At 44.8% G+C, this 12,060-nt stretch carries 14 protein-coding genes; 7 read left to right on the plus strand and 7 right to left on the minus strand.

Annotated features, from left to right (window positions below; all coding sequences use genetic code 11):
- Window positions 1-249: 249 nt before the first annotated feature.
- Together copM and BBC0178_RS11660 are read left to right on the plus strand one after the other, a co-directional pair.
- Window positions 250-633: a CopM family metallochaperone gene (copM, locus tag BBC0178_RS00115; RefSeq protein WP_077969660.1), complete on the plus strand. Its 384-nt coding sequence runs from the start codon at window positions 250-252 to the stop codon at window positions 631-633.
- 83 nt (window positions 634-716) lie between these two features.
- The gene (locus tag BBC0178_RS11660) at window positions 717-932 is read left to right on the plus strand and encodes a hypothetical protein (RefSeq protein WP_149867381.1); all 216 of its coding nucleotides are present in this window, start codon (window positions 717-719) and stop codon (window positions 930-932) included.
- Between the two features lie 11 nt (window positions 933-943).
- Here the strand turns inward: BBC0178_RS11660 and cysK are convergent, their stop codons facing one another.
- Together cysK and BBC0178_RS00125 are read right to left on the minus strand one after the other, a co-directional pair.
- On the minus strand, window positions 944-1,915 hold the full coding sequence (gene cysK / locus BBC0178_RS00120) for a cysteine synthase A (protein WP_078038768.1): 972 nt from the start codon (window positions 1,913-1,915) through the stop codon (window positions 944-946).
- Window positions 1,916-2,181: 266 nt separating this feature from the next.
- Complete coding sequence (locus BBC0178_RS00125) at window positions 2,182-3,138, minus strand: aldo/keto reductase (RefSeq protein ID WP_078040278.1); 957 nt, start codon at window positions 3,136-3,138, stop codon at window positions 2,182-2,184.
- A 258-nt stretch (window positions 3,139-3,396) separates the two neighbouring features.
- Here BBC0178_RS00125 and BBC0178_RS00130 point away from each other — a divergent pair, with 258 nt between their 5' ends.
- Both BBC0178_RS00130 and BBC0178_RS00135 read left to right on the plus strand, forming a co-directional pair.
- The gene (locus BBC0178_RS00130; RefSeq protein ID WP_225867934.1) at window positions 3,397-3,723 is read left to right on the plus strand and encodes a hypothetical protein; all 327 of its coding nucleotides are present in this window, start codon (window positions 3,397-3,399) and stop codon (window positions 3,721-3,723) included.
- A 17-nt stretch (window positions 3,724-3,740) separates the two neighbouring features.
- Window positions 3,741-4,514 (plus strand): class I SAM-dependent methyltransferase, encoded by a 774-nt coding sequence (locus BBC0178_RS00135; protein ID WP_077969664.1) that lies wholly within the window; start codon window positions 3,741-3,743, stop codon window positions 4,512-4,514.
- A 247-nt stretch (window positions 4,515-4,761) separates the two neighbouring features.
- On the opposite strand, the gene BBC0178_RS00140 is transcribed toward BBC0178_RS00135, so the two are convergent.
- Window positions 4,762-5,211 (minus strand): cyclic nucleotide-binding domain-containing protein, encoded by a 450-nt coding sequence (locus BBC0178_RS00140; RefSeq protein WP_188317742.1) that lies wholly within the window; start codon window positions 5,209-5,211, stop codon window positions 4,762-4,764.
- Between the two features lie 113 nt (window positions 5,212-5,324).
- Window positions 5,325-6,008 carry a response regulator transcription factor gene (locus BBC0178_RS00145; protein WP_077969668.1) on the minus strand — a complete coding sequence of 228 codons (684 nt, stop codon included), beginning with the start codon at window positions 6,006-6,008 and terminating at the stop codon, window positions 5,325-5,327.
- Window positions 6,009-6,081: 73 nt separating this feature from the next.
- Here BBC0178_RS00145 and BBC0178_RS00150 point away from each other — a divergent pair, with 73 nt between their 5' ends.
- The gene (locus tag BBC0178_RS00150) at window positions 6,082-6,696 is read left to right on the plus strand and encodes a L,D-transpeptidase family protein (RefSeq protein ID WP_078038770.1); all 615 of its coding nucleotides are present in this window, start codon (window positions 6,082-6,084) and stop codon (window positions 6,694-6,696) included.
- A 598-nt stretch (window positions 6,697-7,294) separates the two neighbouring features.
- Here the strand turns inward: BBC0178_RS00150 and BBC0178_RS00155 are convergent.
- The 3 genes from BBC0178_RS00155 to BBC0178_RS11775 form a co-directional block, all read right to left on the minus strand.
- Window positions 7,295-8,254 (minus strand): acetyl-CoA carboxylase carboxyltransferase subunit alpha, encoded by a 960-nt coding sequence (locus tag BBC0178_RS00155; protein ID WP_078038771.1) that lies wholly within the window; start codon window positions 8,252-8,254, stop codon window positions 7,295-7,297.
- Between the two features lie 80 nt (window positions 8,255-8,334).
- Complete coding sequence (locus BBC0178_RS00160) at window positions 8,335-9,273, minus strand: site-specific tyrosine recombinase XerD (RefSeq protein WP_078038772.1); 939 nt, start codon at window positions 9,271-9,273, stop codon at window positions 8,335-8,337.
- The gene (locus BBC0178_RS11775; RefSeq protein ID WP_078038773.1) at window positions 9,270-9,674 is read right to left on the minus strand and encodes a hypothetical protein; all 405 of its coding nucleotides are present in this window, start codon (window positions 9,672-9,674) and stop codon (window positions 9,270-9,272) included. Before BBC0178_RS11775 ends, BBC0178_RS00160 begins: the two co-directional genes overlap by 4 nt.
- Window positions 9,675-9,808: 134 nt before the next feature.
- On the opposite strand from BBC0178_RS11775, the gene BBC0178_RS00170 reads away from it, so the two are divergent.
- Both BBC0178_RS00170 and aroB read left to right on the plus strand, forming a co-directional pair.
- Entirely contained in the window at window positions 9,809-10,378 is a 570-nt protein-coding gene (locus tag BBC0178_RS00170; RefSeq protein WP_225867935.1) for a shikimate kinase, read from the plus strand.
- A gap of 13 nt (window positions 10,379-10,391) precedes the next feature.
- Window positions 10,392-11,507: a 3-dehydroquinate synthase gene (gene aroB, locus BBC0178_RS00175; protein ID WP_078038774.1), complete on the plus strand. Its 1,116-nt coding sequence runs from the start codon at window positions 10,392-10,394 to the stop codon at window positions 11,505-11,507.
- Window positions 11,508-12,060 lie beyond the last annotated feature (553 nt).

The following is a 12,060-nucleotide window of genomic DNA, read 5'->3' on the forward strand; positions in this document are numbered from 1 at the left end:
ACCACGGATTCATGTTGACTACTGCCTGATCGAAAGCTCAGGCGGTCAGGAATATGGACGCGCTTGAAAACAGCCTAAGAAAACACAAGAAAAAGGGCATTTTTTTAAAATTGATCTTCAATTCGATTTTGTTCAAAACGTTAATACAAATCTGAAATGAATATGAATGGACAAATAAATTGCACTATTTCGTGCTAAATATGGAACTATATTCTATTTAATGCGTTTCAATAAAAAGAGGATTTGAAAATGAAAAAATTTATCGCAGCCTTATGCATTTGTTGTGCGTCAGTCAGCTATGCAGCAGCACAAAGTGAGAACAGTAACATGATGGATATGGCAAAAGGCGCAGCTTCGACCGCTTCTCAGGCTTTATCGGCTTCCTCGTCGGCTTTGGATAAAGTCAATGAAACGATGATGAAAAACATGTCGATCAAGATGAGCGGCAATGCTGATGTTGATTTTATAAAGATGATGTTGGCTCACCACCAAGGTGCTGTCGATATGGCAGAGGTCGAATTGAAATATGGCAAAGACCCGGAAGCCAGAAAGCTCGCCGAGACAATTATTGCCGCTCAACAAAAAGAAATTGCGCAAATGCAAGATTGGTTGAAAGCGAACGAAAAGAAGTAATTTCCTGAACAAGCCTACATGCTGGGGAGGCTTTTTAAAATGACAACGCGTCAAGCTTCTCCAGTTATGAAAGGCCATGTTTCATGGACGATAAAACACGCTCCTCACAATTACGCCCCGAACAACAAGCGCAACGCTTGAACCTCACCTTTTTCTTGAGGGGGAGTGCAAGGCACTCCCGTCCGAGGCGTGCGTTTTCGACAAATCGTATCGCGTCGTCTATTTCGGCAAAGTCGTTTGTTGGCCGATCAGGACGGATCAATGGCCGTAAGCGGTTGAAATCCGCTCGCGAAGTTTGACTGGCAAAGTTTTAATCGAGTCCTTCAAACAGTTGGGTCGAAAGATAGCGCTCGGCAAAATCCGGAATGATGATCACTATGTTTTTTCCGGTATTTTCAGGACGCTTTCCTATTTCGATTGCTGCTGTCAATGCCGCACCGGCAGAAATTCCAACAGGAATACCTTCAATATGTGCCAGATCGCGGGAATTTTGAAAAGCATCATCGCTTGAAACTGTAACGATCTCATCGATAATTTTTGTGTTCAGTATCTTTGGAACAAATCCTGCACCTATACCCTGAATTTTATGGGGCCCCGGTTGCCCACCCGACAACACAGGTGAATCTTTAGGTTCTACCGCCACAACTTTGAAATCGGGTTTGCGTTGCTTGATGACTTCCCCGATACCGGTGATGGTACCACCTGTACCGAATCCGGCTACGAGAAAATCGACATTTCCATTCGTATCGTTCCAGATTTCCTCAGCCGTTGTCTGACGATGCACTTCCGGATTTGCGGGATTTTCAAACTGTTGCGGAATAATTGCATCCGGATTATTGGCAGCCAGTTCTTCGGCTTTGGCGATAGCGCCTTTCATGCCTTTTGCACCTTCGGTCAATACCAGTTCGGCACCCAGAAACTTCAATAATTTGCGTCGCTCGACGGACATGGTTTCCGGCATTGTCAAAATCAGTTTATAACCTTTTGCTGCCGCCACAAATGCGAGCGCAATTCCGGTATTGCCGGATGTCGGTTCAATCAATACAGTTTTTCCCGGTTTTGCTTTTCCTTGTTTTTCGAGGGTTTCGATCAGAGCAAGACCGATACGGTCCTTGACACTGGCCAAAGGGTTAAAAAATTCAAGCTTTGCAAGAAGATTGGCCTTAACACCTTTCTTTTTGGCGAACTTGTCAATCCGGACGAGTGGTGTATTACCAATGGTCTCCAAAACAGAGCTATAAATAAAGCCGCGTCCTTTTCGAGATGAATTTTTATCAGTCATGACCGGTCTCCCTGGTGAAATTATCCGGATTAATCAAATAGGCTAGGAATGCTCATAGCCCTTATTTTGATAAATACTTGTCTTGATAAATATCAGGATAGAACCAATTCCTAGAATGATATAGCGATTATATACTTTAGGAGCGATTAAAATAAAAATTTTTCCTACAAAAATCGAATAATCTAGAAAAATAACCCTTATTGAAAGGACGGAGAAGCTACTCGAGTGTTTTCCCCGTCCTTTCCGGTTTGATGTTTGGCAGAGCTTTAATAGCTGCTTGCGTGATTAAGAGCGTCAATATCCTCTTTACTCAGATTTATCATTGTTGCTTTGACGAGGCTATATAGTTGGTCAAGCTTTGTGGCACTCGCTATTGGCGCCGTTACGGCGGGTTGCGCAATAAGCCACGCCAACGCAATCTCGGCTTGTGTCACATTATGTTTTTCACTGATTGTATCAAGCGCGTTCAGAATGCGCATCCCGCGTGGATTGATATATTGTTCAACTCTCGAGCCGCGTTTATGTCCAGCAAGATCGGCTTTTGAACGATATTTGCCCGAGAGAAATCCGGAAGCAAGACTATAATAGGTGATAACACCGAGACCGTATTTTTGTGCAGTATCGGCCAATTTTCCTTCGAATGTGTTCCGGTCATAAAGGTTATATTGGGGTTGCAATGTTTGATAGCTGGGAAGATTGTTCTTCTTGGCTGTTTGCATTGCATTTTCAAGTTGCTCTGCCGTTATATTGGAGCAGCCGGTAGCGCGGATTTTTCCTGCTTTCAAAAGCTTGCCATAGGCCTCGAGAGTTTCTTCAAATGGTGTATGAGGATCGAACCAGTGTGACTGATAGAGATCAATGACATCGATATTCAAACGGCGTAAAGAATCTTCTACAGCCTGTTCTATCCAGCGGGCGGAAAGGCCCTTATGGCCGGCTACGCCCATATCCGAACCGACTTTTGTGAAAATATAGAATTTGTCTCGCTTGGACGGATTTTGTTTTAACCACTTCCCGATGATGGTTTCCGATTCACCGCCTTTATTGCCTTCAACCCATGTCGAATAGGCGTCGGCTGTATCAATAGCGTTCAATCCGCTTTCGGCAATTGCATCAAGCATCGTGAAGGATTGCTTCTCATCCAGTGTCCAACCAAAGACATTGCCTCCAAAAACAAGGGGAACAATATTAAAACCTGTATTTCCTAAAGCGCGATGTTTCATAAAACGTCCTTTCATTGTTTGTTGGATTTAACCGAACGCAAATTAATCGCGAGCAACGGCGTCTTTTAAAAGTAGTCACGGTTTTGGCTTGAGGGAAAGTGTTTCACAGTATTTTGATAGTTTTCATGGTTTTGTCAGAATTTAACCTTAAATTCACGATTATTTTCTTTTTCGAATAAAGTTTGGTATGGTCACACGAGTAAAATGCGTGAAAGTCGAATGATTGGATTAAATTTCATGGGCATGCTGGATAGTTTTATGTCTGTTAAAACATTGGTTCTTCCGTGCCTTTTGATGTTTGCCGGTTGTGCAACGCAAGCCACGGCATGGACCGAGAAAATTACCACTCAAAAAGTTGAACTGCCAACAGAATGTGCCGGCTGGCAAAAAATCGAAGTAAAGACAAGGACGCGCTATTTTATGATGAAAGAAGATCAGCGTGCTCTGGTCGATATTGATGCGCATAATTTACGAGGGAAAAATCTGGGCTGTTGGGACAGAAATGTACAATCGTCTTCGGCACAGCCTTTGATACAAAGCCCTCAGCCCCAGTCAGGTGCGTTGACTTCAAGTCAGGCACAATAACGCTTTAGGGTTGCTATTTGGACATATTGACGTTCAGATCATTTTACGAAACACCACTTGGCGAAAAGGTTTTTTCGACCATTACCAATAAACTTGGATTAAAAGACCGTGATGTTTCCGGCGAGCGGGTGATGGGACTGGGTTATGTTACCCCCTATCTTCAATGGCTTAAACCACGGGCAGAGAGGTGTTTTGCTTTTATGCCGGCGCGTCAAGGAGCCTGTGTGTGGCCTTCTGCAGAAAAAGTTGCAACGGCTTTGGTATTTGAAGAAGATTTGCCTTTGCCGGATTCTGCTGTTGACCGGATTATGCTCGTCCATTCACTGGAATTTGCCGAAAATGCCCGCGAAATGCTCAGTGAAATGTGGCGTGTATTGGCACCGAACGGGCGCGTTATCATCGTTGTTCCCAATAGACGCGGTCTTTGGGCCAGAAATGATCATACACCCTTTGGTAGTGGCCAACCTTATAGCCGTCAGCAATTGTTATTATTGTTACACGAAACCAATTTTAGCGTCGTCAATATTAGCGAAGCGCTCTATTTTTCCCCATCCGGTCGTGCATTGGCTCGCGGTTTTTCAGCAATTTATGAGCCATTGGCGAGGAACTTTTTTCCGTATTTTGGTGGAATTATCGTCTGTGAAGCCCAAAAACGCCTGTTTCAGGGATTGCCGGTACATCGTCGCCAGTCGCGGCGGGTATTTATACCGGCTCTGTCGCCCCAGATTACCAATCGTAAACCTTCTCATGCTGTCGAAATCAGAAGCGACCACGAGAGTTCGGATTGGTAAAGCCTTGCTTGATTTGTCGCACCGATAGGCAGTACCTAGTTTATTGATTTTGCCGATTCGAGATAGGAAACGCCCAATGAAATTCCTCTATTTCTCAAAGGGGTTTGCCCTGTTTTATCGGGAAGACCGGCTTTTAACCTGAAGGCTCGTTTTTTAAAGACGCGCTTCTTTTCAGAATTTATCGGTATTTCCCGTTTCGCAACCATGGTACATCCGGTCTTTTCTGGCTCGAAAAGCGGGTTTTAGCCTATTTGAGTTCGGACATCCGGTTGATATTGTTGGCAAGCTCGTGAATTCGCTCGTTCACATAGTCATAAATATAACGGGTAATGTCAGGAAACTCCTTGATTAACCGGAGGAATACTGTGCGTTCGATTTCCAAAACTTTTGAATTGGATTGTGCAATAGCTGTAAACGGACGATTGATCTCGGTTACCAAAGCAAGCTCGTTGATGAGCGCATTTCTATTGATGATGTCGATCGGTTGTCCGGAATTGTTGTTTTGCCGGTAAAGATTGACAGTTCCTGAAAGAACGACATAGGCACTTTCGGCAAGTTCGCCTTCTTTGAAAATCATTTCTCCCGAAGCAAATTCCTGTCGCTCGGCTCCGAATATCAACAAGCGCAGTTGTTCCGGTGTCATTTTGTTGAAAAAGTCGAACTTTTTCAATAAAATAATGTCATCATTAATTGCCACCGAAAACTCCCGACTTTCATAAACTGGCCTTTTATTGTGGCCAATCCATTTCATGAGATTTCTTTGGAGCGTAAGCTTAGGTGAATAAACTGTTTGACAGTATTCACCAATGTTTACGGATTCAATCTATAGCCACCGCTATCGGTTATCAAGATTTGCGCATTAGCGGGATCTTTCTCGATTTTTTGGCGGAGGCGATAAACGTGAGTTTCCAAAGTATGGGTGGTTACCCCTGAATTATAACCCCAAACTTCCTCCAGCAAAGTGTCCCGGCTTACAACACTGTCTCCTGCACGATAGAGGAATTTTATGATGGCGGCTTCTTTTTCGGTCAAGCGGATCTTGCTGCCCTTTTCGTCAATAAGCAATTTTTGTCCGGGCTTGAATGTATAAGGCCCTACCTGGAAGGTTGCATCTTCGCTCTGTTCATGTTGGCGCAATTGTGCACGGATACGAGCCAGCAAAACAGCAAATCGGAACGGTTTTGTTACATAGTCATTGGCACCGGCTTCAAGACCGAGAATAGTATCCGAATCGGTATCATGACCCGTCAGCATGATGATCGGCGCACGGAATCCTTCCTGACGCAATTTTTTTACAGCTTCACGGCCATCAAGATCGGGCAAACCGATATCCATAATAATAAGATCTACATTTTCGTTTCTTGCGGTTTCAAGCCCTTTTGCAGCCGTACTTTCCTGAAGAACATTGAATTCTTCATGCATTTGTAGTTGCTCTACCAGAATAGAGCGCAGATCCTCGTCATCATCTACAATCAAAAGGGTGCGATCGGTCATTTTCTGTCCTTATAAAAAACGCTATCGGGCGTTATGTAATAATTGCAGTCACAATCACGAAAAACTGAACATCATGCAAGTGCCTTTAATCAGAAATCCGCTAAAAACACCAAAAATTGTTTCGTTTATCGCTGTGCGCAAGAAATGCGGTACAACAACAAAAGGAATCTTGGCAATCGGCCAATATCGTTTTCTGTGCGCTTTGGGCAGAAACGGTTTTTCAGCCCGAAAACGCGAAGGTGACGGCGCAACACCCATTGCTGTTATGCCAATTCTTGGCGGTTTTCAAAAGAATGATTTACATAGTCTACCACATCATGCGTTAATGCTCCAACGTGTAAAATTAACTGACGGATGGTGCGACCAGCCATGGGACGCCAATTATAATCGTCGGGTAAAGTTGCCTTACAGAAATAGCGCTGAAAAACTTTGTCGCAGAGATGAGCTTTATGACATGGTATTGATACCGGATTGGAATATCCGTTGCAGAATTCAAAACAATGGCAGTGCCATTTTTTTTCATCTGGCAAGGCCGGGGTTTGCTCCGACAGAGGGGTGTATTGCTGTCTCGCGGCGCACAATGGAGCGAATCCTGCCTTTTATATCGCGCAAAACAAAAATAATGACATTGGGAACCATAACGAGATCAAAACCTGCAAGTGTACGCGCGAGAAGTCGTAAACGATAATATTCGTTGCTTGATTTGGGCAAGAACCTCTTCTCGGTTATTGGCCGCGATGTTTGACCAGAATGATGTGACCGGCCCTTTCTGTTCATTTCGCAATACACATTGGAAAGTAACAATAATGTCGGTGAGATTGAGTGACCAATTCGCAAGATTATTATAGATATTTTGGATAAGTCTATTTTTAAATCGGAAAATCAAAAGATGAATGAATATTCACCATTGAATGAATTCATGAGTTTTCTTAATGTATTTTCACTATAAAATAGGTGAGTGAGAAAACTAGTCTATGAAAATACTAATGTTGAATTATCGATATTTTATAGATAAAATTCATCAATAAAATTGATATTTTACATGACAATTTTTCTATCGGGAAAACAGGATTGAACAGAATGCTGGAGTCACACTCTGCCGGTTCGGTAATCGGATATCTTTGAAAACAAATCACCCTCTGGATAAAGTGCTGGTCAGGAAGCTCCCACCCCGATGTTTTCACGTGAAACACAAGAACAATAATCCTCAATCGGGATTATAAGGGATAGATGTCGGCTTATCCGACGTAGAAATAGTCGCTTCGATTATTGCAGGCTAATCAACATTATTTGGCAAGCGAGCGGCCAATTTCCAGATATTTATCCCAGCGTTCTCTTTTCAGAGTGTCACCATCTTTTTCGGCCATGCCCTTCAATGCCGCTTCGATTACCTGACCGGCTGCGTCAATGGCTTCTTTCTTATTGCGGTGTGCACCGCCCAGAGGCTCAGGAATAATACCGTCAATAATTTTCAATTTATAGAGATCTTGAGCGGTAATGTGCATAGATGTCGCCGCATCTTTTGCCCGTGTAGCATCGCGCCATAAAATGGAAGCTGCACCCTCGGGAGAGATAACAGAATAGATTGCGTGTTCAAGCATATAAACTTTGTTGGCAGCCGCAATTGCAATAGCACCGCCTGAACCGCCTTCACCAATAATAACAGAAACGACAGGCACTTTTAACCGCAAGGTTTCGGCTGTTGATTGGGCAATGGCTTCAGCTTGTCCGCGTTCTTCTGCACTTACTCCCGGATAGGCACCGGCGGTATCGACAAGGGTAATAACAGGAAGCGAAAAACGATCGGCCAATTCCATGATGCGCACAGCCTTGCGGTAGCCTTCCGGACGGGCAGAGCCGAAATTGTAGCGCAATCTCGATTGGGTGTCGTAACCTTTTTCTTGTCCGAGATAGGCTATTGCCTGACCGTTGAAACGGGCAAAACCTGCTTGAATCGCTTCATCTTCGCCATATTTCCGGTCACCGGCCAGAGGTGTCACATCGGTAAAGAGTTCTTTTGAATAATCCAGAAAATGCGGTCTATCCGGATGGCGCGCAACTTGCGCCTTTTGCCAGGGCGTAAGTTTTTTATAAAGATCACGCAAGGCCGCTTGTGAGCGTTCTTCAAGACGGGATATTTCATCCCCCATATCGACGCTACCTTTTTCCTGGGCTATTTTCTTCAGTTCGAAGATTTGCCCTTCCAGATCAGCAACCGGCTTTTCGAAATCAAGATAATTATACATCGGCTCCAACTTTTTATGATACCATTTTTGTGGTTTGTTTTAAGCTTTAACGGTGTCTTATAAATAACATAACATTTTCTTTACTCTGCATGAGAGCGCTCGGCAAGCGGGTGATGCTCATTTACAAGACTTTGCAGCTTTTCTTCAAGAACGTGGGTATAGATTTGTGTCGTAGATATATCCGAATGTCCCAGCAATTGTTGGACAACGCGCAAATCGGCACCATGCTGTAACAAATGGCTGGCAAAAGCATGGCGGATAACATGTGGTGAAATGTTATGGGCATTGATTCCGGCATCTATTGCAAGAATTTTAAGTTCGCGCGCAACAACCTGTCGCGCAATATACCCCTGTTCGCTATGGGCAGGAAAAAGATAGGAACTGTCACTATCCGTTGTTTTATCTCGCAATTCAAGCCATTTCCTGATTGCTTCCTTGGCTTTTCCGGACAAGGGCACCATTCGTTCTTTTGACCCTTTACCGCGGATCAATAGAAAATCCGGCGCACCGCGAACAATGCGGACCGGCATAGTGACAAGTTCGCTGATGCGTAAACCTGTCGCGTAAAGCAGTTCGACAATGGTATGAAGCCGCATCGCTTTTTTATGCTCGGCCGCAGTGAAATCGGCACGTTGAGCATTTTTTTCAGCAAGATCACGCAGATTGTCCACCTGTTTTTCGCTGATAATCTTCGGCAAATTCGGGTGTTTGCGCGGGGATAGAAGGTCGCCTGAAGGGTCGTCATTGCGTAAACCTTCTGCGTAGAGAAACTGGAAAAATTGACGCAATGTCGACAAACGTCTTGCTTGGGAGGTAGCAGCAAAACCGTCTTTTTGCATGGATGCCAATATTTTCGTAAGTTGTTCCCTTCCAGTATCAATAAGAGATGTTCCCGCTCCTGCCAGTTCTTCATTTGCCCATAAAAGATCGCGTCGATAGGCTTCGAGTGTATTTTTCGAGGCGCCGCGTTCGGCGCTCATCATTTCAAGAAAATTGTCGATTGTCGCAGAGAGGTTCATTTCTTATCCTTCTTGGTATTTGAAGGCGTGGTTATGTCAGGAGTTTTCGGACGGGAAGGCAAATTTCCGGTAGTCTGTCGAGCTTTCCGGAGATTAACATTATTTGAACCGTGGTCCGTCACATCATTCGGCTTTGTGTCAGCCTCTTTGCTATTCTGGTCACTGGACAAGTGCCTTTTGTTTTCCTGATCATTTGTGTTTACCTCACCATTTGCGGGATTTTGACTGCCTGAAACTTGAGACAGTGCGGAGCGATCACGCAAATGCAGATTTTCCGGTTGAATTTCGATTGTTATATCGGTGGTCACCGGTTTTACGATATAAACAAGTCCGACCATTGCAGCATAAACGAGTGCAACCAGAATGGCAAAAGCGATGAATAAACGAGTAAGAGTGGGCATACCGGCGCAAAATTATCCAAAATTGAAAAAGTTTTAAACACTATCATGCCTTATAAAGATTAACAGGGATTGACTTATTCCGAGATAAATGTCGAAACGAAATTATGAAAAGCAGATTTTCAAAAACTGGTCCAATGGCAAAAACCGCGCATCGACTGTTGTCTCATCTCGATGGTCGCTCGCTTGTGCTTGTCGGGCTCATGGGAGCGGGCAAATCCACAATTGGCAAACGTGTTGCGACCATGTTGGAACTTCCTTTTCATGATGCGGATTACGAGATCGAGCAAGCAGCACGTATGACAATACCGGAATTGTTCGAAAGTTATGGCGAGCCTGCTTTTCGGGATCTCGAACGGCGGGTGATTCTCCGTTTGCTGAAAGAGGGGCCCATGGTGCTGGCTACCGGTGGCGGTGCCTATATGAACGGGGAGACACGTAAAGCCATTGCCGAGAAGGGTATTTCTATCTGGCTTCACGCCGAGCTTGACGTATTGATGGAGCGGGTATCGCACCGTCAAAATCGCCCCTTATTGCAAAGACCTGATCCGCGTGCCTTTATGGAAAAATTGATGGCGGAGCGTTATCCCGTCTATGCTTTATCAGACATTCGTGTAAGTAGTCGGAAGACGCGTCGTGACGTGGTTGCCCGTTCTGTTATACGCTCTGTCGAAAGCTATCTTTCAAAACCTGAAAAACCGCAATAAAAGGCAGCTAAAAATGGAAAATCAGACAGTTCAAGTAACACTGGGGAAACGTAGTTACGATATTCTGATAGGCCCCGGTCTGGTTGTCTCGGCAGGTCACGAGATTGCCCGCCGTTTTCCGGGAAAACGTGTTGTTGTTGTGACAGATGAAAATGTTGCAGCACTGCATTTGGGAATGTTGACACAAAGTTTGCGTGATGGCGGAATTGATGTGGTTCCGGTAGTGGTTAAAGCCGGTGAAAAATCGAAATGTTTCGAAACACTGCAAAATGTCACAAATGATATTCTTGATAATCGTCTGGAGCGTGGCGATTTTGTCATTGCATTTGGCGGTGGTGTTGTCGGTGATCTTGCAGGATTTGCTGCCGGAATAGTGCGTCGTGGAATGAATTTTATCCAGATTCCAACGTCCCTTCTGGCGCAGGTTGATTCGTCTGTCGGGGGCAAAACCGGTATCGACACACGTCAGGGAAAAAATCTGATTGGTGTATTTTATCAGCCGAAACTTGTCATTGCCGATACCGAGATTCTCGACACTCTTCCTGAACGGGAATTCAGAGCCGGTTATGCCGAAGTTGCCAAATACGGATTGATCAATCAACCGGACTTTTTTTCGTGGCTTGAAAAAAATTGGCAAAAGATTTTTCTCGGGGGGCACGAACGGATCGAGGCGATAGCCCGCTCCTGTCGTTCAAAAGCCGATGTGGTCGCCCATGATGAACATGAGGCGGGAGAACGTGCATTATTGAATTTGGGGCACACTTTCGGTCATGCCTTGGAAACGGTTACAAATTATGATTCGAATCGCCTTGTCCATGGAGAAGGGGTCTCTATCGGCATGGTTCTCGCACACCAGTTTTCAAATTATCTGGGACTTTGTCCTGCCGATGTTGCAACGCGGGTGGAAACCCATTTGAGTTCTGTCGGCCTTCCTGTGGCTTTGCAGGATGTTCCGGGCGGCGTGCCGGATGCTGCAACATTGATGAAAATTATCGCTCAGGACAAGAAGGTCGAACATGGCAGTCTGACCTTTATATTAACACGCGGGTTGGGCCAGTCATTCATTGCCAAAAATGTGCCGCCGGAAAAAGTATTGGCGTTTCTTAAACAGAAACTTGGCGAAAAATGATTGATCGGAGCCGCTATATTGTTTAATGCTTCCACTGCGATGAAGTCTGCGTAGCTCAGCAGGATAGAGCACAGGATTCCTGAAACATTGAAATTGGGCGCCTCTCAAGGAAACTTTTGAAGCGGATCTGCTCAAAGTCGGGGAACGCTTATGACTTTTCAAAGTCATTGCCAATCCCGAGCCAAGCCCTCAAAAAGGGAAGGTGTAGAGACTGGACGGGCAGCACCTTACGGGTTAAGCCGATGGTGAAGGGACAGTCCAGACCACAAACGGTCATAGCGTGTTGACTGGCGGCGAAAGTCGAAGTGGTATGAATCCTGGGGTCGTGGGTTCGAATCCCACCGCGGACACCATCGTCATGATATTATAAAATTATTGTTTATACGAATTATCCGGAAATTGCTCCCCTTCTTTTTCCCATCTTGAAATCCGGAACACATAGCGGCAATCGCCTTTATTGCAGAGACTAAGATACAGTTATCTCAAGGATAAATTGTTGAAGGCCATTTCCTTCACAGAAGGTAAAATTTTGTTCCGATTATGAGGATTATCT

Source organism: Ditibartonella apihabitans (genome assembly GCF_002007485.1).
Lineage (GTDB): Bacteria > Pseudomonadota > Alphaproteobacteria > Rhizobiales > Rhizobiaceae > Bartonella > Bartonella apihabitans.

Coding starts and splice junctions, on each gene's coding strand:
- copM (WP_077969660.1), top strand. CDS start 250: ATGAAAAAATTTATCGCAGCCTTATGCATTTGTTGTGCGTCAGTCAGC.
- BBC0178_RS11660 (WP_149867381.1), top strand. CDS start 717: ATGGACGATAAAACACGCTCCTCACAATTACGCCCCGAACAACAAGCG.
- cysK (WP_078038768.1), bottom strand. CDS start 1,915: ATGACTGATAAAAATTCATCTCGAAAAGGACGCGGCTTTATTTATAGC.
- BBC0178_RS00125 (WP_078040278.1), bottom strand. CDS start 3,138: ATGAAACATCGCGCTTTAGGAAATACAGGTTTTAATATTGTTCCCCTT.
- BBC0178_RS00130 (WP_225867934.1), top strand. CDS start 3,397: ATGTCTGTTAAAACATTGGTTCTTCCGTGCCTTTTGATGTTTGCCGGT.
- BBC0178_RS00145 (WP_077969668.1), bottom strand. CDS start 6,008: ATGACCGATCGCACCCTTTTGATTGTAGATGATGACGAGGATCTGCGC.
- BBC0178_RS00150 (WP_078038770.1), top strand. CDS start 6,082: ATGCAAGTGCCTTTAATCAGAAATCCGCTAAAAACACCAAAAATTGTT.
- BBC0178_RS00155 (WP_078038771.1), bottom strand. CDS start 8,254: ATGTATAATTATCTTGATTTCGAAAAGCCGGTTGCTGATCTGGAAGGG.
- BBC0178_RS00160 (WP_078038772.1), bottom strand. CDS start 9,273: ATGAACCTCTCTGCGACAATCGACAATTTTCTTGAAATGATGAGCGCC.
- BBC0178_RS11775 (WP_078038773.1), bottom strand. CDS start 9,674: ATGCCCACTCTTACTCGTTTATTCATCGCTTTTGCCATTCTGGTTGCA.
- BBC0178_RS00170 (WP_225867935.1), top strand. CDS start 9,809: ATGGCAAAAACCGCGCATCGACTGTTGTCTCATCTCGATGGTCGCTCG.
- aroB (WP_078038774.1), top strand. CDS start 10,392: ATGGAAAATCAGACAGTTCAAGTAACACTGGGGAAACGTAGTTACGAT.